Consider the following 24,474-nt stretch of genomic DNA (forward strand, 5'->3'; position numbering starts at 1 on the left):
GGGCCGGGGCCGGGCAGGGGTCAGGCGCGGGGTGACCAGACGAGCAGGCCGAGGCACATCTCGTCGCTGGTGCCCTCGCCCCAGACCACATAGCGCGCCGGCTGGTCGCGCAGGGCGGGCAGCTGCCTGCGCAGGCCCGCGTCGTGGGTGCAGGTCACCCGCAGGGTGTCGCTGGCCTCGACCTCGACCGGCTGCTCCAGCGGGCGGATGGCCTGCTCGTCGAAGTTGTAGTTCGGGATGTCCAGCAACGTCCTCGCCCCCGGCGTGCCGGGGTTGAGCTCGACCTTGATGGCGCGGCCGAGCAGGTGCATGTGCCCGGCGGTGGCGTACACCGTCCCCGGCGCCTCGAGCTTCTGGTCGCAGTGCTGGGTGGAGCCGGCCTTCGGGGGCGCGCCCCCGCCGCAGAACTGGCCGAGGCCGTCGACGGCGCCGCGGGACTGTTCGCCGAAGCGTTCGACGACGTCGCGGACGGCGGCGCCGCGCTCGCACAGCGGGCCCGACTCCCCGGGCGCGCAGGGCAGCTCGACCGGGGCCGCGAGGGTCGCGGTCTCCAGCGGCGTGCGGTCGGTCCCGCCGTCGGCCAGGCGGAGCCGGATCGCCGAGCGGTCGCTCCCGCCGGCCCTGCCCTGGGTGGCGAGCAGGTTGTAGTGCACCTGCATGATCAGCTTGCTGCCGGGCGGCATCGCGTAGCCGAGCTTCTCGTTCAGCAGGGTCTCGTCGGCCCCGGGCGCCCAGTGGGCGACCCAGGCGCCGTCGCCGACCCCGGCGTCGCCGAAGCAGGTCCATCCCTCGTCCGGGGTGCGCTTGTCGAGCGCGACGGCCTTCTCGGCCTGCTCGGCGTCGACGCGGAAGATGATCGCGTGGTGGACGAGGTCGGTGTTCTGCGGCAGGAACTGGCTGCCGGTGAGGTACGCCTTCTCCTTCAGCCCGGGGTCGAGCAGGAAGCAGCGGTACTCGTCGGTCCCCCCGGAGGGGGCCTTCGGGGTGTACGGCTCGGGCAGGGTGAGGCTGACGAACCGCTCGGAGTCGCGCAGCGGCGCCGCGGGCGGGGGCGTGGCGGAGCTCCCGTGACCGCCGTGGGCCCGCCCGTCACGGGCCTCGCCGGAACCGCTCTGGCCGCCGGAACCGCTCTGGCCGCCGGTCGCGCCCGCGGCCGGGGAGGCGGCGGTGCCCGCCTGCCCGGAACACGCCGCGGCGAGGACGACGGCGGCGAGCGCCGCGGTCACCGCGCCCAGTCTCCGTGTCCGCCGTCCCGGTCTCCGGATCGTGCGTTCCATGATCGCCCCCTGTCTGTCCGCTGCCGGCACGCGCGGCGGGGAAGACCCCGCCGCGCCCTGCCTTCCAGACTTCCCGCCCCCGGGGTGCCCCTCCATCGGCCGCAAGGGCGAAAGCCCGTCTAGTCCCGGGGGAGGAGACGATGCTTCCGCAGGGGTAGGCGGCAGGGCGCGGATGGGACCGGGGGGTCAGCCGACGACCTCGTCGAGGTAGCACCAGCGCCAGTTCTCGCCCGGCTCGAAGGAGACGATGACCGGGTGGCCGCTCTCCTTGAAGTGGGCGGTGGCGTGCTTGTTCGGCGAGGAGTCACAGCACCCGATGTGGCCGCATGACAGGCATCGGCGCAGGTGGACCCAGCCACTGCCGACGGCCAGGCACTCCTCGCACCCGCCGGGGGTGCGCGCGGCCGGATCCTGGGCGGTGACGATGTGTTCGCAGGCGGACATGTTCTCCCTCACGCTGTCGGCTCACCGCCGATCGTACGGCCAGAGCAGTGTTCCAATTTGGACACCTCTCGCCGGACCTATTGATCAGAGGTTCGGTGTGACTCACTCTGTGCTTCATCGGGGGTGACCTAGGACACACCTCAGGGAGCCCGATGCTCGAAGTGCGCAACCTCGAGGCCGTCTACGACGACGTGATGCTGGTGCTGCGCGGTGTCAGCCTGCGGGTGCCGGCCGGCTCGGTCGTGGCCCTGCTCGGCGCGAACGGCGCGGGCAAGACCACCCTGCTCCGCGCCCTGTCGGGCCTGCTGGACGTGCACGACGGCGAGATCACCAAGGGATCGGTCCTCCTGGACGGCGAGCCCGTCCACGGCCTGCTGCCCGCGCAGCTCGTGCGGCGCGGGATCAGCCAGGTGATGGAGGGCCGGCGGATCTTCGCCGAGCTCACCGTCGAGGAGAACCTGAAGGTCGGCGCGCACACCGCGCCCCGGCGGGCGGCCGCGAACCTGGAACGGGTCTACGGGCTGTTCCCGCTGCTCAAGGAGCGGCGCAAGGGGGTGTCCGGCTATCTGTCGGGCGGCGAGCAGCAGATGCTGGCGGTGGGCCGCGCGCTCATGTCCGGGCCCCGCTACCTGCTGCTGGACGAGCCCAGCCTCGGCCTCGCCCCCGCCCTGGTGGGGCAGATCCGCGACCTCGTCGTCGAGATCAACAAGCAGGGGACCACGATCCTGCTCGTCGAGCAGAACGCCGCGATGGCCCTGTCGATCTCGACCCACGGCTACGTGATGGAGACCGGGAAGATCGTCATGGACCGGCCCGCGGCCGAGCTGCTGGCCGATGAGGACATCAAGGAGTTCTACCTCGGCCTCGGCGCCGAGGGGGCGGTCAAGTCCTTCCGCGAGGTCAAGCACTACCGGCGCAGGAAGAGGTGGCTGTCGTGACCGGCGGGGAAGAGGAGCCGGGGGCCGCGCCGCCGGTGCTGACGTTCGAGGACGTCGGGCTCTCCTTCGCCGGGGTCACGGCGATCGACGGAGTCTCCTTCGAGGTCGCCCCGGCCGAGCTGTTCGCCGTGATCGGGCCGAACGGCGCCGGCAAGACGTCGGTCTTCAACGTGCTGTCCGGGGTCTACCGGCCCCAGCGCGGCAGGGTGACCTTCCTCGGCGAGGACATCCTCGGCCTGCCCCCGCACCGGATCGCGGAGATGGGCCTGGCCCGCACCTTCCAGAACGTGGAGCTGTTCCACAACCTGACCGTGCTGGACAACCTCATGCTGGGCCGCCACCACCACTTCGGCTACGGCCCGCTGTCGGCGCTGCTCTGGCTCGGCCGGGCGCGCCGGCAGGAGCTGGCCGCCCGCGCCCGGGTGGAGGACATCATCGACTTCCTCGACCTGGCGGCCTGGCGCCGCCATCCCGTCCGGCTCCTGCCGTACGGCGTGCAGAAACGCGTCGAGCTGGGCCGGGCGCTGGCCATGGAGCCGCGGCTGCTGCTGCTGGACGAACCCGTGGCCGGGATGAACCTGGAGGAGACCGAGGACATGGCGCGCTTCGTGCTCGACGCCCGCGACGAGCTCGGGGTGCCCATCGTGCTCGTCGACCACGACATGGGCCTGGTCATGGACCTGGCCGACCGGGTGCTCGTCCTCGACTTCGGCCGCCCGGTCGCGCTCGGCACCCCGGCCGAGGTGCAGAGCGACCCCGAGGTCATCGAGGCCTACCTGGGAGGAGCGCCATGACGCTCACACGCGAGCAGGAGCACACGCGCACCGCGACCGTCGTCACCCGGGTCCGCGACCGGGCCCGGGCCGCGCCCGCCCGGGTCGCCATGCGGGAGAAGGACCTCGGCATCTGGCAGGAGGTCACCTGGGCCGACTACTGGGAGAACGTCCAGCTCGTCGCGCACGCCCTGCTCGCGCTCGGCGTCGAGCCCGGCGACCGGGTGGCCGTGCACTCGGAGAACCGGCGCGAGTGGCTCTACTCCGACCTCGGGATCGTCGCGGTGCGCGGCGTCACGGTCGGCCTGTACCCCACCAACCCGCCCGCCGAGGTGGCCTACCTGCTCTCCCACTCCGGGGCGAGGATCCTCATCGCCGAGGACCAGGAGCAGGTGGACAAGGCCCTGGAGGTCGCCGGGCGCTGCCCGGACCTGGAGCGGATCGTCTACGTGGAGCCGCGCGGCATCCGCGGGCACTACCGCGACCCCCGGCTCATGCACTGGGACGAACTGCTGCAGATCGGGGCCGCCCACCGCGAGGAGCAGCCGGACGCCGTCGAGCGGCGGATGGCCGCGACCCGCTCCGGCGACGTGGCCACGCTGATCTACACCTCCGGCACCACCGGCCCGCCCAAGGGCGTGATGCTGACCGTCGGCAACATCGAGTACGCCGTCCGGGTGCTCGTCGAGGGTGGCGGCTTCGCCTCACCGCCGCCCTCGCAGGAGGACCTCGCGCTGTCGTACCTGCCGCTGTGCCACGTGGCCGAGCGGGCCTTCACCGTCTGGTTCAACGCCGCCGCCGGGGTGCAGGTGAACTTCGCCGAGTCCATCGAGACCGTCCAGGCCAACCTGCGCGAGGTGCAGCCGACGATCCTGTTCGGGGTGCCGCGCATCTGGGAGAAGGTGCTGGCCGGGGTCGAGATCCGGCTGGAGTCGGCCTCGCCGCTCAAGCGCGCGACCGCCCGGTTCTGGCTGCGGGTGGCCGACCGGATCGGTGACGAGCTGGTGCGCACCGGCGGCGCGCACACCCCGCTGACCAGGACGCTGTACGCCATCGGCTGGGTGTTCTGCTACCGCGCCCTGCGCGAGCGGCTGGGCATGCGCCGGGTCCGCTACGCCGCCTCCGGCGCCGCGCCGATCGCGCCCGCCGTGCTCAAGTTCTTCATGGGCATCGGCGTGGCCATGCACGAGCTGTACGGCATGAGCGAGAACACCGCCGTGGCCACCGGCAACCGCCCCGGGCGGATCAAGCTCGGCACCGTCGGCGAGCCGCACGAGGGCGTGGAGCTGAGGATCGACGAGATGACCGGGGAGATCCTCACCCGGCACCCGGGCACCTTCGCCGGGTACTGGCGCGACCCCCACGCCACCGCCGAGGTGATCGACGCCGACGGCTGGCTGCACACCGGCGACGTCGGCGAGTGGGTGGAGGGCACCCACATCAGGATCACCGACCGGATGAAGGACATCATCATCACGGCCGGCGGCAAGAACATCGCGCCGAGCGAGATCGAGAACGCGCTCAAGGCCTCGCCGTACATCAAGGAGGCCGTCGTCATCGGCGACCGGCGCAAGTACCTGACCGCGCTGATCGGCATCGAGCTCGACACCGTGGGGGAGTGGGCGCGCCGGCGCGGCCTGCCGTACACCACCTACCGCGACCTGTCGGACAGGCCGCAGGTGCGGGAGCTGGTCCAGGGCGTGGTGGACGGCGTCAACGGGGAATTCGCCCGGGCCGAGCAGGTCAAGCGGTTCGCCATGCTGCCCAAGGAGCTCGACCACGAGGACGGCGAGCTGACCGCCACCCAGAAGGTCAAGCGGAGCGCGATCACCAGGCTCTTCGCCGACCTCGTCGAAGGGATGTACCGGGAGCGATGAAGGGCGTGCTCGAATCGCTGATCAGAGGGCTGGGCACCGGGTCGGTCTACGCGCTGCTGGCCCTCGGATTCGTGATCATCTACAAGGCGACGCGGGTGATCAGCTTCGCCCAGCCCGCCCTCATGATCGCCGGTGCGGTGGCGGTCAGCTATCTGGTCCAGGTGACCGGCTTCTACGTCGCGGTCCTGCTGTCCACCCTGCTGATCGCCGGGGTCGCGCTGGTCGTCGAGCGGGTCGCGATCCGGCCGATGGTGGGCCGGCCCGTCTTCGTCGTGGCGATCATCACGCTCGGCGTCGACGTGGTCATCCGGGTGGTGGTCAACGGCTTCATCGGGCTCGACGTGCGACAGGTCGGCGACCCGTGGGGGCTGCGGCTGGCCGACATCGGCGGCCTGGCCGTGCAGCAGCGGTGGATCGCGATGTTCCTGACCACGGCCGTGCTGGTGGGGCTGCTGTTCGCCTTCTTCCGCTACACCCGCTACGGCCTGGCCATGCGGGCGGCGGCCTTCGACCAGGAGACCGCGCTGGCCCAGGGCGTCTCGGTGGGCATGGTCTTCGCCCTGTCCTGGGGCCTGGCCGGAGGGCTGGCCGCCGTCGCCGGGACCTTCGTCGGCACCGGGCAGGGGGTGGACCAGCTCACCTGGATCATCGCGCTCAAGGCGCTGCCCGCGATCATCGTCGGCGGGCTCGACTCACTCGGCGGCGCGGTGATCGGCGGGCTGGTGATCGGGGTCGTGGAGTCGCTCGTCCAGTCCTACCAGGGGGATCTGGCGCCCTGGCTGGGACAGAACTTCGCGGTCGTCACGCCGTACGTGGTGATGCTCCTGGTCCTGCTGGTCAGGCCGTACGGCCTGTTCGGCACCCCGGAGGTGGAGCGCGTATGACGCGGATGACCGGACGGACCGGCGACCTGGAGGCGGTCGCGGAGCCCCCGCGGGCGGACCCGGCGGCCCCGCGGGCGCGCAGGCCCAGGGGACGGCCGCTGCTGTACACCTCCTACTCCCAGGACATGGCGCTGCTGGACACCCGGGCCAAGAAGGTCTGGCTGGCGCTGCTGCTCGGCGTCGCGATCCTGTCCAGCGGCCTGCCCGACGACCTGCTGATCCTGCTGGCCGGCGGGTACGTCGCGGCGATCGGCGCCATCGGGCTCAACATCGTCACCGGCTACGCCGGCCAGGTCTCGCTCGGCCACGCCTTCTTCGTCGCCGTCGGCGCCTACGCCGCGGCGGCGCTGTCGGGGGACCCCGAGGGCCGGGTCATCGGCTTCGGGATCACCAACATGATCGTCTGGCTGCCCGCCGCCGGACTGGTCGCGGCGCTGGCCGGGGTGCTCGTGGCGCCGCTGGCCGCCCGGCTGCGCGGCCTCTATCTGGCGGTCGTCACGCTCGGGCTGGTCTTCCTCGGCGAGCACGTCTTCAAGGAGTGGGACGACCTGACCGGGGGACCGGGGGTGGGCCGCCCGGCCGCGGTGCCCGAGCTGTTCGGGTTCCGCTTCGACGTCGACAGCGCGCTCGGCACCCGGGCGCAGTCGCTCTACATGCTGATGCTGGTCCTGCTCGTGGTCTTCGCGGTGGCCGCGCGCAACCTCGCCCGCTCCAGGATCGGCCGGGCCTTCTCCGCGATCCGCGACCGGGACATCGCCGCCGAGGTGATCGGCGTGCCGCTGACCCGGTACAAGACGCTCGCCTTCGCGATCTCCTCGTTCTACGCGGGCTGCGCGGGCGCGCTGATGTACACGATCACCGGGTTCTTCGACCCGGGCTCGTTCAACCTGCTGATGTCGGTGCAGTTCATCGCGATGATCCTGATCGGCGGCGTGGCCACGGTCTCCGGCGCCGTCGCCGGCGCGCTGTTCATCACCCTGCTGCCCCGGCTGACCCAGGAACTGCCCGCCCTGCTGCCCTTCGTCAGCGGCGACACCACCCAGACGCCCAACGTCTTCCAGATCCAGGTCGCCCTGTACGGCCTGCTGATCGTGTTGTTCCTGGTCTTCGAGCCGCGAGGGCTGTTCGGCCTGTGGGTCCGCGTGCGCGCCTACTGGAAGAGCTGGCCCTTCTCCTACTGATCTCCCACCAAGCCCTCATCACGCCAAAGGAGTGAGTCCATGTCGAAGCGCCACCTGGTGATAGCGGTCTCCGTGGTGGCCCTTCTGTCCGCGTGCGGCGTCATCCGGGGGGACGACGAGGACCAGAAGGCCGCCGTGACCACGGGAGTCACCAACGAGCCCTGCCCCTTGGCGGTGGACAGGAACAAGGGGTGCATCTATCTCGGCACCATCTCCGACCTGACATCCGGGCCGTTCGCCGCGCTCGCCGTACCGATCACCCAGGCGCAGAAGGCGTTCTGGAACCGGGTCAACAAGGCGGGCGGCATCGGCGGCAAGTACGAGGTGGACGTGCAGGCCTACGTCCGCGACAACAAGTACAACCCCGAGACGCACAACCAGGTCTACCAGGAGATCAAGAACAACGTGCTCGGCCTGGCCCAGACGCTCGGCTCGCCGACCACCGCGGCCATCCTCGCCGACCTGAAGGCCAACAACGTGGTCTCGGCCCCCGCGTCGTGGACCTCGGCCTGGGAGTTCGAGGACGTCATCGTGGAGAGCGGCTCCAACTACTGCATCGAGTCGATGAACGCCGTCGACTACGCGATGGAGACCTACGAGCCCAAGACCGTGATGGCCGTGCACTACGCCGGTGACTACGGCGCCGACGCCGCGGCCGGGGCGAAGATCGCGGCGGAGGGGAACGGCCTGGAGTTCACCGCGGTGGAGACCCCCGCCGGGGCGACCGAGCAGGGCCGGGCCATCACCGAGATCACCAAGAACAAGCCCGACCTGGTCATCCTGACCACCGGCCCGGCCGACGCCGCCGCGATCATCGGCCAGTCGGCCGCCGCCGGGTTCAAGGGCCGCTTCATCGGCACCGGACCCACCTGGAACCCGGCGCTGCTGCAGAGCCCGGCCGCGCCCGCGATCCTGGCCCTGTACGAGCAGTCGGCGCCCGGCAAGCCGTGGGGCGCCGACACCCCCGGCCACAAGGCGATGCGCGAGGCGCTGGGCAACGTCACGCCCAACGACGGCTACACCTCCGGCTGGTCCTGGTCCTACCCGCTCAAGGCCGCGCTGGACAAGATGGTCGCCGGCGGGGACGTCAGCCGCAAGGGCCTGCTCGCCGCGGTCAAGTCGCTGTCCACGGTCGACTACGAGGGCATGCTGCCCCCCGAGGCCGGAAACTACGCCGGCGACCCCAACACCGCGACGTTCCGGCAGACGCTGATCTCCAAGCCGGACAGGGCGGCGCCCACCGGCGTCACGATCGTCAAGGACTTCTACACCGGCCCGACCGCGCAGTCCTACACGATGGACGGTCCCTGCTTCGACAAACTCTGATCCGCCCGGGAGGTCATGGCGGGCCGGTACGGCGGCGCACGCCGTACCGGCCCGTTGGGTAGTGTCGGGTCATGCGACCTCTTCAGCGACGAACACTCGCTTTCGCCGCCTCCGCACTGGCCGCGGCCCTCCTGACCACCGGATGCTCCGAGCTCCAGCAGGTGAGCGAGGGCGTCGACAAAGCCCAGCAGTGCATCCAGGCCGCCGGGATCGTGACCGAGACCATGTCGAAGGTCGCGGGCCTGATCAACGACCCCGCCGCGATGGAGCAGGCGCTCAACGACGGCGCCGCCAAGCTCGGAGACCTGGCCGACAAGGCCGCCAACACCTCGCTGAAGGAGGCCGCCGACAACGTCTCCAGCAGCCTGGACTCCCTCAACGTGAACAACGCCAACGAGGCCGTCGACGCGGCGCAGAAGGTCGCCTCCGACGGCGTGCAGTGGGTGGAGGAGCTCACCAACGCCTGCGGCGGCGGTGGCGGCGGCTGAGTCTCCGCCGTCCCGTTCCCCAATCCCGCCTTCTCTAGGGGAAATGTCGTTGAATTAGCGTCGATGTCATGGGCACCTCGAAAGAGCCGGCCGACCTCGGCGGAAAGGAGCCGGACCCCCGGTTCACGCTGGCCAACGAGCGGACCTTCCTGACCTGGCTGAGCACGTCGCTCGCGCTGAGCGCGGGCGGCGTGGCCATGGCGGCGGTCTCGCCGGAGGCCTTCGTGCCGTGGATGCGGACCACGCTCGCGGTCGTGCTGGTCTCGCTGTCCGCGCTGTGCGCGGGGATGGCCTATCCCCGCTGGCGGCACGTCCAGAACGCCCTGCGCAGCCAGGCCCCCATCCCCCCGCCCGCGCTGGCGCCCCTGTTCGGCTACGGCGTGGCCGCCGTGGCCCTGCTGGCGCTCGTCCTCATCGTGACCGGACGATGAGCGCCGGACGATGAGCGCCGGACGATGAGCGCCGGACGATGAGCGCCGGACGATGAGCGGGGCTCCCTGGGACGAGGGGCTGCAGAGCGAGCGCACCCGGCTGGCCTGGGTCCGCACCGCCACGATGCTGGCCGCCAGCGGCCTGGGCGCCGCAGGTGCCGCGCTGCGCACCGGCGTCCCCCCGCTGGTGGCGGTGCCCTTCGCGGTGGCGGCCCTGTGCGGTGCGGTCCTGCTGGCCCGCACCGGGGTGCGCTATCGGCGCGTCCAGGAGGCCCTGCACCGGGGCCGCCCGCTCGACGAGCGCGCCGACGCCCTCCTCGCCTGGTTCGGCGCCCTCGCCGCGGTGGCCGGTTCGGCCGTCTTCGTCCTCGTGCGCTGAGGCGGCCCCCCCTCTGCCGTTCAGCCGGCGTCCGCCGCCTGCGGCGCGGGGGCGGCGGGTTCGGCGTGGCGCAGGTCGCCGGGGCGGATCAGGACCAGGGCGAGCACGGCCGCGGCCACCGCGACGGCCGCGCCGACGGTGCCGACCATGCCGACCGCGCCGGCCAGGGCCTCGCGGCCGGGCGCGGCCAGGGCGGGCGGCACGGCCTCCGTCCGGCCCGTCGCGACCGCGTCGGCGACGGCGCCGGGCAGCGCCGCGTGGATGCGCGCGCTGAACAGGACGCCGAATGCGGCCGTCCCGAGCGCGGTGCCCAGCGGCAGGAACGAGTTGATCAGCCCGGAGGCGACCCCGGTGCGCTCGGGCGGCACGACGTTCATGGCGAGGGTGATGTTGGGGGTGGCGACCATCCCCATCCCCAGGCCCAGCAGGATCAGCCCGGGCAGCAGCCGGATCCAGGAGCCGCCGGCGTCGGCCAGCCGCAGCGCGGCCAGTCCCGCGGCGCTGACGGCGAACCCGGCCGAGGCCAGCCGGCCCAGCGGTACGCGGGCGGCCAGCCGCGCCGACAGCAGCCCGCCGGCCACCAGCATGACGCTCAGCCCGAGCAGCCGCAGGCCGACCTCGAAGGCGCTGTAGGCGTAGGCGCCCTCCAGGAAGAGCACCAGGTAGGCGAGCAGGCCGAAGCTGACGGTGCGGGCGAGCAGGGCGATGAGCGCGGCGCCGGTGAAGGACGGGATGGCGAACAGCGACAGGTCCAGCAGCGGGCGGGAGCCGTACCGCTGGGTGAGCACGAACACGGCCAGCCCGGTCAGGCCGATCCCCGCCTGGCCCAGGGTGGCGGCGCTGTCCCATCCCTGGATCTGGCCGCGCAGCAGGGCGAGGGTGATCGCCGACACCCCGACGGTGAGGGTGAGCACACCGGCGACGTCGACGTGCGCGGAACGGCCCCGGCGGTCGGGGGCCATACGGCGCAGCGCCAGCCCGGCCACCGCGGCGCCGAGCGGGACGTTGACCAGGAACAGGCTGCGCCAGCCGACGCTCTCCACCAGCAGGCCGCCGACCAGCGGGCCGACGGCGCCGGCGGCCATGGCGGTCGCGCCGAAGACCGCGATCGCCTTCGTCCTGGCCGCGCCCGTGTAGTTGGCCGCGATGATCGCCATCGCCGGGGCGAAGGCGAAGGCGCCGCCCAGCCCCTGGAGCGCGCGCAGGACGTCCAGCGCGACCACTCCCGGGGCCAGGCCGCAGCCGAGCGAGGCCAGCGTGAACACCGACAGGCCGCCGACGAACACGCGCCGCCGGCCCACCTGGTCGGCCAGCGACCCGGCGGCCAGCAGAACCGAGGCGAAGGCGAGGGTGTAGGCGGTGATGACCCACTGCAGGTCGGCCAGGCTCGCCCCCAGATCGTCGCGGATCTCGGGCAGAGCGACGTTGACGATCGTGATGTCCAGCGTCATCACCATGCAGGCGGCGGTGACCAGGCCCAATGCCCATCCTGGGCGGTAACGGACAGCTTCCGTGCGTTCCACGCGGACCTCCTTCCAAGGTAAGCCTCACTCATTAAAGACAAGCTGTCACTAATTATCCAGAGGTTCTGCGGAACAATGGGCGAGTGGATGATCAGCGACGGCGGCCCGCGCCCGGCCGCCCCCGAGGCCGGCCGCCGCGCCTGACGCGGCAGGTGATCGCCGACGCCGCCCTGGCCGTCGGCTTCGGCAACCTGACACTGACCACCGTCGCCGAGAGGCTGTCGGCCAGCCATTCGGCGCTCTACCGCCATGTCGCCGACCGTGAGGACCTCGTCGCCGCGGCCGTCGACCGGGTCATCCAGCTGGCCGAGTGGCCCGAGCCCGGCGACGACTGGCGTGCCTATCTGTCGGCGCAGGGATGGACGGTCTGGCGGCTGCTGGAGGCCCACCCGGGACTGGATCGCGAACTGCTGGCCCTCACCCGGATCCCCCGGGGCCTGATGGCCCGCTTCGGCGCCGCCGTCCAGGGGCTGGTCGGCCACGGCTTCACCCTGGAGGCCGCCTTCCTGGCCGCCGACACCGTCTACGACCTCGCCGTGAGCCAGTCCGCGCTGGCCGGGCAGCTGGACGCCCCGGCGGGGGAGAGCACCGTGCGCGCCGACACCGCCGGGGACCTGGCCGACGTCGCGGGACCGGGCATCGCGCCGCTGCTGCGGGAGGCCCTGGCCGATCCGTCACACGTGTGGTTCACCAGGAAACTCGAACTGGTCCTGGACGGCGTCGCCGTACGGCTGGCGCCGCCGGCCCGCCACGACGGAGCCGGCGGGCCGGAGGGCCCGGGCGGCGGCGGTGGTCCGGGAGGCTGAGGCGGCGGCGCGGCCGTCTCAGCGGGGCATGCGCTCGGTGGTCTCGGCGACCATCTGCCACAGGACCGGCGTGAGCTCCGGGCGCTCGCGGAGCATCTCCTGCAGCCGGACCCGCCAGGCCCCGGCCTCGGCGTAGGTGGCGTCCTCGTGCTGGAGCCGCAGGCGCGTCTCGGCCAGCTTCAGCTGGTACATCTCGCCGAAGTACCGGCCGATCATGTCGGTGAGCCACCAGTAGACCTCGGCGTTGGCCGCGGCGACGAAGACCCTCGCGCCGTCCAGGGCCACACGGGGTTGGTGAAGGACGCCCATGGCTGGACGGTATTCCCGATCCACCCCTGCGGCAAGGGCGTTCCCGCCGTCCCGCGAGCCGGGCGAGAGCCGTTGTGCCATCCGGCTTTGTGTGGGGACGGGAGTGGAGCAAGATATCGCCCTATGTCGCGATTTGATGATCTGGCCCGGTACGCGGCGGAGATCGCGCCCGTGATCGACGTCGTCCACGTCGGCGTCCACGCCGCGAGCCGGTCGCCGGGCCGGGAGCTCGTCGCGCGATGGGACGGCGACCCCGGTCTCCTGATCGACCTGCGGTACGTGCTCCCGGCCCGCCCGCTGACCCGCGAGGGGCTCGCCGCCGTCTACCGGTACGACCCCGTGGGGGAGGAGGAGATCGCGGAACAGGTCGGGCGGGGCGTCCTGACCGACGAGGACGGCGCGCTGCGCGCCACGGGCCGGGCGCTGGAGTTCATCGTGGAGCTGTACGGCGTGCACGCCGCGGCGACGGCCGCGCTGTGGGCGCCGCACGCCGCCCGGGTGCCGGTCCTGGCCGACCTCGCCGGCCGTCTCCTGGCGGCCGGCGGGCGCAGCGGCGGCCCGGCCTTCGCCCAGGTCTGCCCGCCCTACGAGCCGGAGGGGACCCCGGCGGGCGTGCTGCTGTTCAACCGCCTGGCGGCGCTGCGCCTGCACCGCGCCGACGCCCACGCCGCCGCCTGGAGCGCGGCCGGTCTCACCGCCCGGCAGATCGTCGCCATGCCGCCGGGCCCCGCCCGCGACGCGATCGAGGCCGAGACCAACCGCCGCGCGGCCCCGCCGTACGAGACCCTGACCGCCCCGGAGCGGGAGACCCTCCTGGAGGGCCTGCGCGTCCTGCTCTGAGGAGGCGCGGGACGGCCTCCTGCCCGGCGGGCGGCCGGGGCCGGCCGGGGCCGGCCGGGGCCGGCGGGGGTCAGCGTGGGAGTCGGCGCGGGAAGGAGGCGCGCTCGGGCGCGAACGGCGTCCCGGTGGCCAGTGCCCGCCGGCCGAGAGTGATCACCTCGCCGAGCAGGCTGACGCCGATGGACAGCGTCATCGGCCGCGCCTGCGGATGCGCGCCCGCCAGCGCCGCGAGCGCGCCCACGCCCGCGTTGACCGCCACGGAGAGCACCCAGGCACCGACGGTCCAGCCGGTGTAGCGCTGCCACAGCACCCCGTCCCGGACGGACAATCGGGGGGTGAGGCCGCGCAACGCGCCCAGCGCCAGTCCCGCCGCCGATCCGGCGGCGATCCAGGTGATGTCGGCTCCGGTGAGCGGGCCCCCTTCGACCAGGCCGTAGACGCCGATCCCGACGAGCACGACCGGCGGCACGAACAGGTCGCGGGCGTTGAGCGGCTCGCCCAGGAACCTCTTGACGATCACGCCGACCACCAGGACGGCGACGATGACGATCCACCACGTGCTCATGTGCCCCTCCGTTTATAGCACTACCATGCTAAATAAAATTTAGCACGACCGTGCTATAAAAGTGGGGTGCCGAAGATCGTGGATCCCGGGGAGCGCCGGCGGGCCGTCACCGAGGCGGTGTTCCGCCTGATCGACCGTGAAGGGCTGGAGAAGGTCTCACTGCGGAACGTGGCCGCGGAGGCGGGGCTCGCCGTCGGCTCGGTGCGGCACTACTTCACCGACCACGCCGAGCTGATGGTCTTCGCCATGCAGGCGATGCGCGAACGGCTGACGCGGCGGCTGGTCGCGCACGCCGACCGGCTGCTCGACCCGGCGGCCGGCGTGGCCGCGCCCGCCGAGCGGCGGGCCGCCGTCGAGCGGATGCTCGCCGAACTGCTGCCGCTCGACGAGGAACGCCGCCGGGAGACGGTGGTCTGGCTGGCGTTCGTCACGGCCGCCCGCACCAGGCCGGAGCTTCAGCGGCACGTGAGCGAGCTGTACGACGGCACGCTCGCCCTGGTCACCCGGGTGCTGGACGGAGCCCGGCAGGCCGGGCGGCTCGCCGAGGGGGCCGACGTCCCGCTGGAGGCCCGCCGGCTCTGCGCCCTCCTCGACGGGCTCGCGACGCAGGGGGTCCTGCATCCCGGCCGGCTCGTCCCCGCCGACATGCTCGGCGTGCTCCGCCGCCACCTCGACACTCTGGTGGCGGACTGAGCGGACGGGCCGAGCGGGTGGATGGAGAGAACGGGCCGGAAGCGGGGGACGGTCAGGACTCGGCGCCCAGGGCGATGGTCTCGGCGACCTCGGTGTGGCGCTCGGCCTCCTCGGCGGCGAAGCGCTCGGCGTCGAGCTTGTCGGCGATGTCCTCGTCCTGCTTCATCAGCGCGTCCAGGCTCTGGCCGGCCATCTCCAGTACGCCCATGTCGGCGTAGGCCTGCTGCAGGCGGGGGCTCCACAGGCCGATGTCCTTGACGCACGGGACGATGCGGCTGAACAGCAGGGAGCGGAACAGCCGCAGGTACTCCGACTGGTCCACGGCCTCCATGGCCTGGGCGACCTCGGCCTTGCTCAGGCCGAGGTTCTCCCACGTCTCCCGGCCGCGCAGGCGGTCGCGCATCAGGTAACAGCCCTCGATGACGAAGTCCTCGCGCTCGCGCAGCTCGCTCTCGCTGAGGTCGCGGTAGTAGTCGCGCAGCGCCATGCGGCCGAAGGCGACGTGGCGGGCCTCGTCCTGCATCACGTAGGCGAGGATCTGCTTGGGCAGCGGCTTGGTGGTGATGTCGCGCATCACGCCGAAGGCGGCCAGGGCCAGGCCCTCGATGAGCACCTGCATGCCCAGGTAGGGCATGTCCCAGCGGGAGTCGCTCAGGGTGCTGTCCAGCAGCGCCTTGAGGTGCTCGTTGATGGGGTAGGCCAGGCCGACCTTCTCCTGCAGGAAGCGGGCGTAGGTCTCGGCGTGCCGGGCCTCGTCCATGGTCTGGGTGGCGGCGTAGAACTTGGAGTCGAGGTCGGGGACCGACTCGACGATCCGGGCCGAGCAGATCATCGCGCCCTGCTCGCCGTGCAGGAACTGGGAGAACTGCCAGGCCACGTTGTGCAGGCGCACGTCCTGGCGCTGCTTGTCGTCCATCTTGTCCCACAGCGGGGTGCCGTAGATGGCGATGGTGGTGTCGGGGATGCCGAGCACGTTGTACGGATCGACCTCGAGGTCCCAGTCGATGCGCTTGACGGAGTCCCACTGCTTGTCCTTGCCCTTCTGGTACAGGGCGAGCATGCGGTCTCTGCCGTCGTCGTATTCCCAGGTGAAGCGGGCGGCACCCGCGGCCTCCACGTCCCACGTGGAGAGATCGGCCGGGATCGTGTACAGGTCGTGCGTCGACAATGCGACCTCCAGGGACGTACACCGTACGTATGCCTGGAGCGTGGCACGTACGGTGTACGTCCGTCAATGGGCGGGAGGAGAATGGGGCCATGCCTGTCGAGCCGCTGTCCCGCCCGCGCATCGTCGCCGCCGCCATCGACCTGATCGAACGCGAGGGGGCCGACGCGATATCCATGCGCAGGATCGCAGCCGATCTGGGCGTGGGCGTCATGTCGCTCTACAACCACGTGCCCAACAAGGCGGCGCTGCTGGACGCGGTGGCCGAGACGGTGCTGTCGGGGATCGAGTTCACCGACGACCCCGACGCCGACTGGACCGAGCGCGTGCGCATGCAGGCACGGGCGTTCCGGCAGATCGCCCACCACTATCCCCGGTGCACGATGGTGGTGGTCAGCCGCCAGCTCCAGTCGCCCGCCGGGCTGCTGCCGGTCGAGCGGGCGCTCGCCACACTGCGCAGCGTGGGCTTCGACGGCGAGGAGGCGGTGCGCATCCTGCGGATGTTCATCGCCTACATCGTGGGGTCGCTGCTGCGGGAGGTCGGCGTCACCCCCACCTTCGCCCCGGTCCACCACTCCCAGGTGGACATCGAGAAGGTGGACCCGGTGCTGTTCCCCGAGACCAGGTCCCTGGCGGCGGAGCTGGGCGCGTGCGACCACGAGGCCGAGTTCGAGTTCGGCACGGAGCTCCTCATCCAGGCCATCGCCGGCCGTCTCGCCCGGCGCAAGAGGTGAGGTCCCGGGCTCGGCCCGCCCGGCGCAAGAGGTGAGGTCCCGGGCTCGGCCCGCCCGGCGCAAGAGATCCCGGCCGGGGAAAAGGTGACGCCCGGGGCTCCCGAAGCCCCGGGCGTCGGCGAGGAGTGTGCCCTTCCCCTGGCAACTCCCCGCGTGGGTCAATACCAGTTCCTCGACCGGAAGTGACCCCACGCGCCGCACGGTGACCCGTAGCGGCTCTTGATGTAGCGCAGGCCCCAGTGGATCTGCGTGGCCGGGTTCGACCGCCAGTCCCCGCCGCTGCCGCCCATCTTCGAGCCCGGCAGCGCCTGGGGGATGCCGTAGGCACCCGAGGAGCGGTTCTGTGCCCGGTGGTTCCAGTTGCTCTCCCTGGTCCAGAGACTGTCCAGGCAGCGGAACTGGTTCTGGGACCACGCCCGGCGGGAGACGAGGCGGAAAGCGATCGCCTTGTTCCTGCCCTTGGCGGTCCTGGCCCGTGACCTGGCCCGGGGCTGCGCCCGGGTCGACCACACGCCCCGGTGGACGTTCTCCGTCGACCGCACACTCTGGTGAACCGCCTGAGCCGCCCCTTCCCCGGACGGTTCGGCGTTCTCCTCGGCGTGCCCGGTCATCGTCGATCCGATCACGGTGGACGCGGTGAGCACGGTCACGACCGTGGTACGGAGAACGCGGTTTCCGTTCATCATCATCCTTCCTCCGGGCCGCGTGCGGGGAGGCGGGCGAGGGTGTGAAGGCCCTCTCCCGCTCGGCGCTCCCCCGCCCGTGGCTCGCACGAGGGACGCCCGCGTGGCCGGCCGGCATGTTTCCGGCACGACGCCGCGGCGGTGTCTCTAGGCGGTTTCTAGTACGCCGGGGCGGCACCGGAGGGCGGCTGCGACACGGGAAAGAGAGCTGTTTACCGGATCTTCGAGACCTCCGGGCGGTTCGGAGGGGGCCGGCTGAACACGGTCCGTGGACCGGGGAGGCGGGCCGGTGGAAAAAATCGACCCGTCATGGGGTTTGAAGCGCGGTGCCCCGTCCGGCCGGGACTCGGCGCGGGCGGGGAACGGCGCGCCGCGGGGCGGGGGACGCCCCGTCGATGGGGGTGAAACGCCGCCGATTACCCTCTGGTCATGAACATTCGTGATATCTCGGTAGAAACCCTCTCCGGTACCCCCACCACGATCGCCGACCTCGTCGGCGACAAGTCCCTGCTCATCGTGAACGTGGCCTCCAAGTGCGGTCTCACTCCGCAGTACGCGGGCCTGGTCGACCTCCAGCGGACCTACGGCGAGCGCGGGTTCACCGTCGTCGGCGTGCCGTGCAACCAGTTCATGGGGCAGGAACCGGGCAGCGCCGAGGAGATCCAGGAGTTCTGCGCGGTGAACTACGGTGTCGACTTCCCGCTGCTGGCCAAGAGCGAGGTCAACGGTGAGGGCAGGCACCCGCTTTACGCCGAGCTGACCGAGGTGGCCGACGCCGAGGGCCAGGCGGGGGACGTGCAGTGGAACTTCGAGAAGTTCCTGGTCGCGCGCGACGGGCGGATCCTGGGCCGGTTCCGGCCCGGCGTCGTGCCCGAGGACCCCGCCCTCGTCGAGGCGATCGAGAAGTCCCTCTGAGCCCCGCCGGGATCACGGAGTCCCGCTGAGCCCCGTCGGGGGCCACGCGGCCCCGCCGGGCCCCGCCCGGTTCACACGGTGCGGCGCGGGCCGCAGCTGCCCCTGACGATCAGCTCGGTGGGCAGCAGCGCCCCGCGCGGGCGCCGCCCGCCGGCGCGCAGCACCAGCTCGGCCGCGCGGTAGCCGATGTCCTGCGCGGGCTCGGCGATCACGGTCAGCGGAGGGGAGCACAGCTCCGCCCAGGGCACGTCGTCGAACATGATCAGCGAGAGGTCCTTGGGCACCCGCAGGTCGAGCTCCCTGGCGGCGAGCACGGCGGCCTCGCCCAGCTGGTTCCCCCCGGCGAGCACGGCGGTCAGGTCGGGCCGGTGCTGGAAGAGCCCGGCCGCCGCCGCGTAGGCGGAGTCGCGGCTGCCCCGCGCGAAGACGATGAGCTCCTCGTCCACCAGCGCGCCCAGAGTCTGCCGGAAGACCGAGACCCGGCTGTCCTGCCCGGGGCCGCCCAGATAGGCGATGCGGCGGTGGCCCAGCCCCGTCAGATAGTCCACCGCGGTGCGCACCCCCGCCCGGTCGTCGGCGAGTACGGCCGGCACGTCGTGGCGGCCCGCGGCGAGCCGGTGGGCGAACACGGTGGTCAGCCCGGTCCGCAGGGTCGGCTCCCAGATCTCCCCGCTGCCGGCGGGCACCGCCACCACCCGGTCGACCCCCTGCTCCAGCAGCACGGCGATCTCCTCGGCCTCGCGCTCGGCGTCGTCGCCGGTGGTGCCCAGGATGACCGGCTCGCCGGCCGAGCGCGCGCAGGCCAGCACGCCGTCGGCCAGGCGGCCGTAGAAGCTGTCGGTGATGTCGGGCACGAGCAGCCCGATCCCGCCCGAGCGCCGCTGGCGCAGGTTGCGCCCGAGCGCGCTGGGCCGGTAGTCGAGCTGGGCGGCCACGGTCAGCACCCGCTCCCGCGTCTCCGGGCTGGCCGAGCCACCGGACAGCACCCGGGAGACCGTGGCCACTCCGACACCCGCCGCCTCCGCGACGTCCTTGATGGTGGTCCGGCGCATGTTCATGGAAACGATTCCATCATGGTTTCCGTGGTGACGACAGCACGGAGAGATAACGGGGCAGCAGGTGACAAGCCAAAACTCTCCGGACTCTTGACAGCGATGTCCGGTTCAGGTGAGATTCATGAAAACGTATCCACATCGGGTGAACGCGGGGTTGGCCCGAAGCGCTAAGGACTGTCCATGGCATCCATCGTTCTCAACAGCGTCGACAAGATCTACGCGGGCGGCGTGAAAGCCGTGAACGGCCTCAACCTTGAGATCAGGGACGGCGAGTTCATGGTGCTGGTCGGTCCGTCCGGTTGCGGTAAGTCCACCGCCCTGCGGATGATCGCCGGCCTTGAGGACATCAGCGGCGGCGAGATCCTCATCGGCGAGAAGGTGGTCAACCACCTGCCGCCCAAGGACCGTGACATCGCCATGGTCTTCCAGAACTACGCGCTCTACCCGCACATGACCGTCGAGGAGAACCTCGCCTTCGGTCTCAAGCTCCGCAAGATGCCCAAGGCGGAGATCTCCAAGCGGGTCGGCGAGGCCGCCAAGATGCTCGGCCTGGAGCAGTACCTCAAGCGCAAGCCGGCCGCCCTGTCCGGTGGTCAGCGCCAGCGTGTCGCGATGGGCCGCGCCATCGTGCGTGAGCCGCAGGCCTTCCTCATGGACGAGCCGCTGTCCAACCTCGACGCCAAGCTCCGCGTCTCCATGCGCGCCTCGCTCAACACGATGCACGAGCGCCTCGGCGTCACCACCGTCTACGTCACGCACGACCAGGTCGAGGCCATGACCCTGGGCGACCGCGTCTGCGTCCTGCGCGACGGTCTGCTCCAGCAGGTCGACACCCCGCAGAACCTCTTCGACAACCCGGTCAACCTGTTCGTCGCCGGCTTCATGGGCTCGCCGTCGATGAACTTCGTCAACGCCGAGCTGGTCCGCGGCGAGGGCGGCGCCGCCGTCGCGTTCGCCGGCTACAGGCTGCCGGTTCCGCAGTCGACCTTCGCCGAGAAGCCCGGCCTGGAGCAGTACCTCGGCAAGCAGCTCATCCTGGGCATCCGCCCCTCCGACTTCGAGGACTCGGTGGCGGCCAACGGCCACGCCGGCGGCTGGGTCCGCCTGCCGGTCCGCGCCGAGGTCACCGAGGAGCTGGGCTCCGAGATCAACGTCCTGTTCCTGATCGACGCCCCGCCGGTCCAGCACCAGGACACCGTGGCCGCGGCCGACGCCGGTGACGAGGAGGACGCCACCCTCCCGCTGGTCGGCGACAAGTCGCTGTGGACCGCCCGCGTGAACTCCCGCAGCCACGTCCGCCCCGGCCAGAACATCGAGCTGGTCGTGGACACCCACAACCTGCACTTCTTCGACCCGGCCTCCGGCCTGTCGATCGGCCACACCGCGGGCATCCGCGTCTGACCATCCCCGCAGGGCGAACGGGCCCGCGCCACGACCCCCTCCCGTGGCGCGGGCCCGTTCCTGTCCGCGGATCGACTCCCGCCCGCGGGAGCCGTACGGTCCCGTTCCGCGGGCCGTACGGCGCGCCGGGCGGCGGCCGGGCCGGCTACCTGCGGCCGAGGCGGCGCGAGACCTGGCCGGTCAGCTTGCCCGGGACCAGCCTGCCGACCGCGACGATGGCCTTGTAGCGCAGGTCCGGCACGCTCACCCAGGCGCCGCGCGCCAGGTCGCGCATGGCCTCGGCGACCACCTTGTCAGCCGACAGCCACAGCACGCCGGGGATGCCGGAGACGTCCATCGAGGCGCGGTCGTGGAACTCGGTGCGGACGAAGCCGGGGCACAGGGCCATGACCCGCACCCGCTCGCCGGCCAGCTCGGCGGCCGTCGACCGGCTGAAGTTGACCACCCACGCCTTGGACGCGCTGTAGGTCCCCCGGGTGAAGAACGCCGCCACCGAGGCCACGTTGACGACCGCTCCCCGGTCGCGCTCCCGCATCCCCGGCAGCGCGGCCATCGTCAGGCGCAGCACCGCCTCGCAGTGCAGCTTCAGCATCCGCAGCTCGTCGGAGACGGGGACGTCGAGGAAGGTGCCGCGGTGGCCGAAGCCCGCGTTGTTGACCAGCAGGTCGACCCCTTCGCGGAGCCGCCGCTCGACCGCCGCGAGGCCGTCCTCGGCGGTCAGGTCGGCGGGGAGCACCTCGACCCGCACCCCGTAGCGCAGGCGCAGTTCCTCGGCGGAGACGGCCAGGCGCTTGTCGTCGCGGGCGACCAGGACGAGGGAGAACCCGTCGGCGGCCAGGCGGCGCGCGAACGCGGCGCCGATGCCGGCGGTCGCGCCAGTGATCAGTGCGGAAGGCATGACGGCAGTCTAGGCACCGGACCTCCGCCCCCGCCCGGCGGGATCGCGACCCGCCGGTGCCGCAGTCTCCCCGGAACCTCCCCCCTCCCCGCCGGGTAGAGGGATCATCGAGGGTGGAGAACCCGGAGGCTGGAGGGTGAGAACTGTGAGGATCTTCTCGTACCGGATGGGCGCGGGGACGGCTCTGCTGTGCGCGGTGCTGGCCGCCTGCTCGGCGGGCGGGCCGGCGGCCCCGCCCTCCGCCGCCGGATCCGTGAGCGAGCCCTCCGCCACCGGGTCCACGCCCGGGCCCTCCACTTCCGGGTCCGAGGGGTCGCCCTCGGCGTCCCCGGCCGCCCGGCCGCGTTTCACCGAGATCGCGCAGCTGGACCGGCCCGTGGCGATGGCCGTGCGCCCGGGCGACTCCACGCTCTACGTCGCCGAGCAGGGCGGCCGGCTGCGGGCCGTCGCGGGCGGCGAGGTCGCGGGCGGGTCCGTGGTGGACCTGTCGCAGGAGGTGAGCGAGGGCAACGAGCAGGGACTCCTGGGCGTGGCGTTCCATCCCGGCGGCGACTTCCTCTACCTGAACTGGACCGACCGCGACGGGCACACCCACATCACGGAGTGGGCCTTCGACGGCCGCCGGGCGAGCGGCCGCCGGGACGTGCTGACCCAGCGCCAGCCGTACGCCAACCACAACGGCGGGCAGCTGGCCTTCGGGCCGGACGGATACCTCTACATCGCGCTGGGCGACGGGGGCAGCGGGGGAGACCCGCAGGGCAACGGGCAGAACCTGGGCACCTGGCTGGGGAAGATCCTCAGGATCGACCCGCGCGGCAGGCCGTACACCGTGCCAGAGGACAACCCGTTCGTGGACCGGAAGGGCGCGAAACCCGAAATATGGTCGTACGGCCTGCGCAACCCCTGGCGCTTCACCTTCGACCGCCGGACCGGTGACATGTGGATCGGCGACGTCGGCCAGAACGCCTGGGAGGAGGTCGACTTCGAGCCCGCCGGCGAGGGCGGGCGCAACTACGGCTGGAACCTCCGGGAGGGCCGCCACCCGTTCCAGGGGAACGCCGCCGAGGGCGGGACGACCGACCCGGTCATCGAATATCCGCTCGGTGAGGGCGGCAACTGCTCGGTGATCGCCGGATACGTCTACCGGGGCGCCGCGGTCCCCGGCCTGTCGGGACGCTTCCTCTACGGCGACTTCTGCGCGGGCTGGATCAGGTCGGCCCCCGCCGACCGGCCGGGCGGGGGAGAGAAGATCGGCGACATCCGGCAGCTGTCGTCCTTCGGCGAGGACAACGACGGGGAGCTCTACGCGCTCAGCCTTGAGGGCCCCCTGTACCGCCTGGAGGCCGCGCCCTAGTCGCCCCAGTCCTTCATGAACCGGGAGATCAGGTCCTCGACCTGGGCGTCGAGCCTGGTCCCGCGCGGCCATCCCGCGTAGTGGGCGAGGAAGATGACGATCTCGCGCAGCTCCTCCGGGGTGAACTGCCCGGTCCGCAGCCCGGCGTCGAGCTGCGTCCCGAGCGCGTCGTCCATGCCCTGGCCGATGAGCAGGCCCACCAGGAGCAGCCTGCGGTCCCGCATGCTCAGCCCTTCGCGGGACCAGACCTCGGCGAACAGGTGCTCGACCGTCATGCCGAAGAAGTCACCGGAGTCGTCGCCGGAGTCGTCCCGGCCGCTGACCCGTCTCATGATCTCCAATCCGCGAGCTCGGCGGTCAGAAGGGGTGTCGCCCGAGTTTCCGTTCATGAGTCACTCCGAGTCCGTCAACCGGCGGTCGAGAACGAGCGCGGCGAGGACGTCGCGACTCTCCCATCCTTGGCCGGTTCCGGCATGAGGGATAGCTCCTTACACAGTAGGAGTCCCGGCATGCGTGTACATATCGCCGTCTGCTGGAGGGGCGCCGGTCGGCGGCCCCCGTTCGTCCCCGCGCAGTAAAAGATCACACAGCTCGGGTTGCGCCCACGTTGCCGGATCCGGCCGCCTGCGGAGGGCGGAGCCCTTTTACAGAAGCGATGTTGAGAATTCAACTGAGCCGGTGGAATCACCCAGGCGATGTGTAACAAGTGAAGCCCACATAGCGCCAAGATTTGGTCAAGATTTCCAAGATAGCCGGACGTCCGAAGGAGAGGGATACTCGAAAAACGGGCATAAGTCCCCCGTTGACTTCCAAGGCGGAGGTATAGCCCTGGTGAAAAGATCAAGGGCCGTCTTCACCCTCTCGGTAATGCTCATCACCGCTCTGACCTTCGGACTCACCGGGTGCGCCGGCCCGGAGTTCACCTACGTCCGCCACGACAGCGGAGAGACCTACTTCAAGGTCCCCGCCAGCTGGCACGCGGTCGACCAGGAGACGCTGTCGCGGTTCTTCACCCAGGGCGACCCCGACTCGGCCACGGCCCAGGTGCGCAAGGAGCTCATCTGGCTGGCCGCCTACGACGCCGACGCCGAGCCCGCCGTCGGGCACCTGTACGGCCTGGGCAGCACCGACGAGCCGTTCGTCTTCGTCCGGGTCACGACGCTCCTGCGCGAGCAGCGCGACATGATGTCGCTGAACGTCATGCGCGACGCCCTCCTCCCCGTCACGGAGAGCGCCCGCCAGCAGGCCTCGGCGATCCCCGGCTATCCGGCCACCGACTTCGAGCTCCTGGCCGACGAGGTGATCGAGCCCGGCGACGGGCTGCAGGGCGTGCACGTGCGCTTCAACTACGCGATCCAGGGCGCCGGGACCCACACCTTCGACCTCACCGCCTACCTCGCCGCCGACGGCCAGCGGTTGTCCACGATGCTGATCCGCTGCTCGGCGTCGTGCTACCGCGATCGCGCCGCGGAACTCGATGTGATCGCCCAGTCCTTCAAGGTCATCAAACGCCCCATCGGGTGAGGAGAGGCCAA

The 24,474-nt window shown here is 71.7% G+C and carries 27 protein-coding genes; 17 read left to right on the forward strand and 10 right to left on the reverse strand.

The window, feature by feature from the left end:
• Positions 1–20 precede the first annotated feature (20 nt).
• Both Pta02_RS06060 and Pta02_RS06065 read right to left on the reverse strand, forming a co-directional pair.
• On the reverse strand, positions 21–1,277 hold the full coding sequence (locus Pta02_RS06060; protein WP_239129706.1) for a monooxygenase: 1,257 nt from the start codon (positions 1,275–1,277) through the stop codon (positions 21–23).
• 186 nt (positions 1,278–1,463) lie between these two features.
• Complete coding sequence (locus tag Pta02_RS06065) at positions 1,464–1,721, reverse strand: ubiquitin carboxyl-terminal hydrolase 14 (RefSeq protein ID WP_203873687.1); 258 nt, start codon at positions 1,719–1,721, stop codon at positions 1,464–1,466.
• A 152-nt stretch (positions 1,722–1,873) separates the two neighbouring features.
• Between Pta02_RS06065 and Pta02_RS06070 the strand changes: the two genes are divergently transcribed.
• The 9 genes from Pta02_RS06070 to Pta02_RS06110 all read left to right on the forward strand — a co-directional run bounded on the left by Pta02_RS06070 (position 1,874) and on the right by Pta02_RS06110 (position 9,998).
• Complete coding sequence (locus Pta02_RS06070) at positions 1,874–2,659, forward strand: ABC transporter ATP-binding protein (protein WP_203873688.1); 786 nt, start codon at positions 1,874–1,876, stop codon at positions 2,657–2,659.
• A complete protein-coding gene (locus tag Pta02_RS06075) occupies positions 2,656–3,453 on the forward strand; it encodes an ABC transporter ATP-binding protein (RefSeq protein WP_203873689.1) in 798 nt (265 codons plus the stop codon). The genes Pta02_RS06070 and Pta02_RS06075 overlap by 4 nt, the downstream gene beginning before the upstream one ends.
• Entirely contained in the window at positions 3,450–5,309 is a 1,860-nt protein-coding gene (locus Pta02_RS06080; RefSeq protein ID WP_203873690.1) for an AMP-dependent synthetase/ligase, read from the forward strand. The genes Pta02_RS06075 and Pta02_RS06080 overlap by 4 nt, the downstream gene beginning before the upstream one ends.
• A gap of 5 nt (positions 5,310–5,314) precedes the next feature.
• The gene (locus tag Pta02_RS06085) at positions 5,315–6,193 is read left to right on the forward strand and encodes a branched-chain amino acid ABC transporter permease (protein WP_203873691.1); all 879 of its coding nucleotides are present in this window, start codon (positions 5,315–5,317) and stop codon (positions 6,191–6,193) included.
• A complete protein-coding gene (locus tag Pta02_RS06090) occupies positions 6,190–7,374 on the forward strand; it encodes a branched-chain amino acid ABC transporter permease (protein WP_203873692.1) in 1,185 nt (394 codons plus the stop codon). Before Pta02_RS06085 ends, Pta02_RS06090 begins: the two co-directional genes overlap by 4 nt.
• A 39-nt stretch (positions 7,375–7,413) precedes the next feature.
• A complete protein-coding gene (locus Pta02_RS06095; protein WP_203873693.1) occupies positions 7,414–8,700 on the forward strand; it encodes an ABC transporter substrate-binding protein in 1,287 nt (428 codons plus the stop codon).
• Between the two features lie 71 nt (positions 8,701–8,771).
• Complete coding sequence (locus tag Pta02_RS06100; protein ID WP_203873694.1) at positions 8,772–9,188, forward strand: DUF8711 family protein; 417 nt, start codon at positions 8,772–8,774, stop codon at positions 9,186–9,188.
• Positions 9,189–9,256: 68 nt separating this feature from the next.
• Positions 9,257–9,619 (forward strand): YidH family protein, encoded by a 363-nt coding sequence (locus Pta02_RS06105; RefSeq protein ID WP_203873695.1) that lies wholly within the window; start codon positions 9,257–9,259, stop codon positions 9,617–9,619.
• Positions 9,620–9,671: 52 nt separating this feature from the next.
• The gene (locus Pta02_RS06110) at positions 9,672–9,998 is read left to right on the forward strand and encodes a DUF202 domain-containing protein (RefSeq protein ID WP_203873696.1); all 327 of its coding nucleotides are present in this window, start codon (positions 9,672–9,674) and stop codon (positions 9,996–9,998) included.
• Between the two features lie 20 nt (positions 9,999–10,018).
• Here the strand turns inward: Pta02_RS06110 and Pta02_RS06115 are convergent, their stop codons facing one another.
• Positions 10,019–11,521, reverse strand: coding sequence for an MFS transporter (locus tag Pta02_RS06115; protein WP_203873697.1), 1,503 nt, complete (start codon positions 11,519–11,521; stop codon positions 10,019–10,021).
• An 83-nt stretch (positions 11,522–11,604) separates the two neighbouring features.
• On the opposite strand from Pta02_RS06115, the gene Pta02_RS06120 reads away from it, so the two are divergent.
• Positions 11,605–12,327 (forward strand): TetR/AcrR family transcriptional regulator, encoded by a 723-nt coding sequence (locus Pta02_RS06120; protein WP_203873698.1) that lies wholly within the window; start codon positions 11,605–11,607, stop codon positions 12,325–12,327.
• An 18-nt stretch (positions 12,328–12,345) separates the two neighbouring features.
• Here the strand turns inward: Pta02_RS06120 and Pta02_RS06125 are convergent, their stop codons facing one another.
• Positions 12,346–12,636, reverse strand: a complete 291-nt coding sequence (locus Pta02_RS06125; protein WP_203873699.1) for a hypothetical protein — start codon at positions 12,634–12,636, stop codon at positions 12,346–12,348.
• Positions 12,637–12,759: 123 nt separating this feature from the next.
• On the opposite strand from Pta02_RS06125, the gene Pta02_RS06130 reads away from it, so the two are divergent.
• Entirely contained in the window at positions 12,760–13,476 is a 717-nt protein-coding gene (locus Pta02_RS06130) for a hypothetical protein (protein ID WP_203873700.1), read from the forward strand.
• Positions 13,477–13,546: 70 nt separating this feature from the next.
• Here the strand turns inward: Pta02_RS06130 and Pta02_RS06135 are convergent, their stop codons facing one another.
• Positions 13,547–14,041, reverse strand: coding sequence for a hypothetical protein (locus tag Pta02_RS06135; RefSeq protein ID WP_203873701.1), 495 nt, complete (start codon positions 14,039–14,041; stop codon positions 13,547–13,549).
• Positions 14,042–14,107: 66 nt separating this feature from the next.
• On the opposite strand from Pta02_RS06135, the gene Pta02_RS06140 reads away from it, so the two are divergent.
• Positions 14,108–14,734 (forward strand): TetR/AcrR family transcriptional regulator, encoded by a 627-nt coding sequence (locus Pta02_RS06140; protein ID WP_203873702.1) that lies wholly within the window; start codon positions 14,108–14,110, stop codon positions 14,732–14,734.
• A 52-nt stretch (positions 14,735–14,786) separates the two neighbouring features.
• Here Pta02_RS06140 and Pta02_RS06145 read toward each other — a convergent pair whose 3' ends face one another.
• Positions 14,787–15,902 carry a ferritin-like domain-containing protein gene (locus tag Pta02_RS06145; protein ID WP_203873703.1) on the reverse strand — a complete coding sequence of 372 codons (1,116 nt, stop codon included), beginning with the start codon at positions 15,900–15,902 and terminating at the stop codon, positions 14,787–14,789.
• 89 nt (positions 15,903–15,991) lie between these two features.
• Between Pta02_RS06145 and Pta02_RS06150 the strand changes: the two genes are divergently transcribed.
• Positions 15,992–16,633: a TetR/AcrR family transcriptional regulator gene (locus tag Pta02_RS06150; protein ID WP_203873704.1), complete on the forward strand. Its 642-nt coding sequence runs from the start codon at positions 15,992–15,994 to the stop codon at positions 16,631–16,633.
• Between the two features lie 158 nt (positions 16,634–16,791).
• Here the strand turns inward: Pta02_RS06150 and Pta02_RS06155 are convergent, their stop codons facing one another.
• Positions 16,792–17,316 (reverse strand): aggregation-promoting factor C-terminal-like domain-containing protein, encoded by a 525-nt coding sequence (locus Pta02_RS06155; RefSeq protein WP_203873705.1) that lies wholly within the window; start codon positions 17,314–17,316, stop codon positions 16,792–16,794.
• 429 nt (positions 17,317–17,745) lie between these two features.
• On the opposite strand from Pta02_RS06155, the gene Pta02_RS06160 reads away from it, so the two are divergent.
• Positions 17,746–18,231: a glutathione peroxidase gene (locus Pta02_RS06160; RefSeq protein WP_203873706.1), complete on the forward strand. Its 486-nt coding sequence runs from the start codon at positions 17,746–17,748 to the stop codon at positions 18,229–18,231.
• A gap of 71 nt (positions 18,232–18,302) precedes the next feature.
• Here the strand turns inward: Pta02_RS06160 and Pta02_RS06165 are convergent, their stop codons facing one another.
• Positions 18,303–19,289, reverse strand: coding sequence for a LacI family DNA-binding transcriptional regulator (locus tag Pta02_RS06165; protein WP_203873707.1), 987 nt, complete (start codon positions 19,287–19,289; stop codon positions 18,303–18,305).
• A gap of 177 nt (positions 19,290–19,466) precedes the next feature.
• Here Pta02_RS06165 and Pta02_RS06170 point away from each other — a divergent pair, with 177 nt between their 5' ends.
• The gene (locus Pta02_RS06170; RefSeq protein WP_203873708.1) at positions 19,467–20,687 is read left to right on the forward strand and encodes an ABC transporter ATP-binding protein; all 1,221 of its coding nucleotides are present in this window, start codon (positions 19,467–19,469) and stop codon (positions 20,685–20,687) included.
• Between the two features lie 145 nt (positions 20,688–20,832).
• Here the strand turns inward: Pta02_RS06170 and Pta02_RS06175 are convergent, their stop codons facing one another.
• Positions 20,833–21,585, reverse strand: coding sequence for an SDR family NAD(P)-dependent oxidoreductase (locus Pta02_RS06175; protein WP_203873709.1), 753 nt, complete (start codon positions 21,583–21,585; stop codon positions 20,833–20,835).
• A 145-nt stretch (positions 21,586–21,730) separates the two neighbouring features.
• Between Pta02_RS06175 and Pta02_RS06180 the strand changes: the two genes are divergently transcribed.
• Positions 21,731–22,939: a PQQ-dependent sugar dehydrogenase gene (locus tag Pta02_RS06180; protein ID WP_239129708.1), complete on the forward strand. Its 1,209-nt coding sequence runs from the start codon at positions 21,731–21,733 to the stop codon at positions 22,937–22,939.
• On the opposite strand, the gene Pta02_RS06185 is transcribed toward Pta02_RS06180, so the two are convergent.
• Positions 22,936–23,271 (reverse strand): carboxymuconolactone decarboxylase family protein, encoded by a 336-nt coding sequence (locus Pta02_RS06185; RefSeq protein WP_239129723.1) that lies wholly within the window; start codon positions 23,269–23,271, stop codon positions 22,936–22,938. The two genes, Pta02_RS06180 and Pta02_RS06185, sit on opposite strands and share 4 nt — an antisense overlap.
• 535 nt (positions 23,272–23,806) lie before the next feature.
• Between Pta02_RS06185 and Pta02_RS06190 the strand changes: the two genes are divergently transcribed.
• The gene (locus tag Pta02_RS06190) at positions 23,807–24,463 is read left to right on the forward strand and encodes a hypothetical protein (protein ID WP_203873711.1); all 657 of its coding nucleotides are present in this window, start codon (positions 23,807–23,809) and stop codon (positions 24,461–24,463) included.
• Positions 24,464–24,474 lie beyond the last annotated feature (11 nt).

The organism is Paraplanobispora takensis, from assembly GCF_016863195.1.
Taxonomy (GTDB): domain Bacteria; phylum Actinomycetota; class Actinomycetes; order Streptosporangiales; family Streptosporangiaceae; genus Planobispora; species Planobispora takensis.

Excerpts from the sequence above, each read along its gene's own strand:
- Pta02_RS06060 (WP_239129706.1), bottom strand. The coding sequence starts at position 1,277 with ATGGAACGCACGATCCGGAGACCGGGACGGCGGACACGGAGACTGGGC.
- Pta02_RS06065 (WP_203873687.1), bottom strand. The coding sequence starts at position 1,721 with ATGTCCGCCTGCGAACACATCGTCACCGCCCAGGATCCGGCCGCGCGC.
- Pta02_RS06070 (WP_203873688.1), top strand. The coding sequence starts at position 1,874 with ATGCTCGAAGTGCGCAACCTCGAGGCCGTCTACGACGACGTGATGCTG.
- Pta02_RS06080 (WP_203873690.1), top strand. The coding sequence starts at position 3,450 with ATGACGCTCACACGCGAGCAGGAGCACACGCGCACCGCGACCGTCGTC.
- Pta02_RS06090 (WP_203873692.1), top strand. The coding sequence starts at position 6,190 with ATGACGCGGATGACCGGACGGACCGGCGACCTGGAGGCGGTCGCGGAG.
- Pta02_RS06095 (WP_203873693.1), top strand. The coding sequence starts at position 7,414 with ATGTCGAAGCGCCACCTGGTGATAGCGGTCTCCGTGGTGGCCCTTCTG.
- Pta02_RS06100 (WP_203873694.1), top strand. The coding sequence starts at position 8,772 with ATGCGACCTCTTCAGCGACGAACACTCGCTTTCGCCGCCTCCGCACTG.
- Pta02_RS06105 (WP_203873695.1), top strand. The coding sequence starts at position 9,257 with ATGGGCACCTCGAAAGAGCCGGCCGACCTCGGCGGAAAGGAGCCGGAC.
- Pta02_RS06110 (WP_203873696.1), top strand. The coding sequence starts at position 9,672 with ATGAGCGGGGCTCCCTGGGACGAGGGGCTGCAGAGCGAGCGCACCCGG.
- Pta02_RS06125 (WP_203873699.1), bottom strand. The coding sequence starts at position 12,636 with ATGGGCGTCCTTCACCAACCCCGTGTGGCCCTGGACGGCGCGAGGGTC.
- Pta02_RS06130 (WP_203873700.1), top strand. The coding sequence starts at position 12,760 with ATGTCGCGATTTGATGATCTGGCCCGGTACGCGGCGGAGATCGCGCCC.
- Pta02_RS06135 (WP_203873701.1), bottom strand. The coding sequence starts at position 14,041 with ATGAGCACGTGGTGGATCGTCATCGTCGCCGTCCTGGTGGTCGGCGTG.
- Pta02_RS06150 (WP_203873704.1), top strand. The coding sequence starts at position 15,992 with ATGCCTGTCGAGCCGCTGTCCCGCCCGCGCATCGTCGCCGCCGCCATC.
- Pta02_RS06155 (WP_203873705.1), bottom strand. The coding sequence starts at position 17,316 with ATGAACGGAAACCGCGTTCTCCGTACCACGGTCGTGACCGTGCTCACC.
- Pta02_RS06160 (WP_203873706.1), top strand. The coding sequence starts at position 17,746 with ATGAACATTCGTGATATCTCGGTAGAAACCCTCTCCGGTACCCCCACC.
- Pta02_RS06165 (WP_203873707.1), bottom strand. The coding sequence starts at position 19,289 with ATGAACATGCGCCGGACCACCATCAAGGACGTCGCGGAGGCGGCGGGT.
- Pta02_RS06170 (WP_203873708.1), top strand. The coding sequence starts at position 19,467 with ATGGCATCCATCGTTCTCAACAGCGTCGACAAGATCTACGCGGGCGGC.
- Pta02_RS06175 (WP_203873709.1), bottom strand. The coding sequence starts at position 21,585 with ATGCCTTCCGCACTGATCACTGGCGCGACCGCCGGCATCGGCGCCGCG.
- Pta02_RS06185 (WP_239129723.1), bottom strand. The coding sequence starts at position 23,271 with ATGAGACGGGTCAGCGGCCGGGACGACTCCGGCGACGACTCCGGTGAC.
- Pta02_RS06190 (WP_203873711.1), top strand. The coding sequence starts at position 23,807 with ATGCTCATCACCGCTCTGACCTTCGGACTCACCGGGTGCGCCGGCCCG.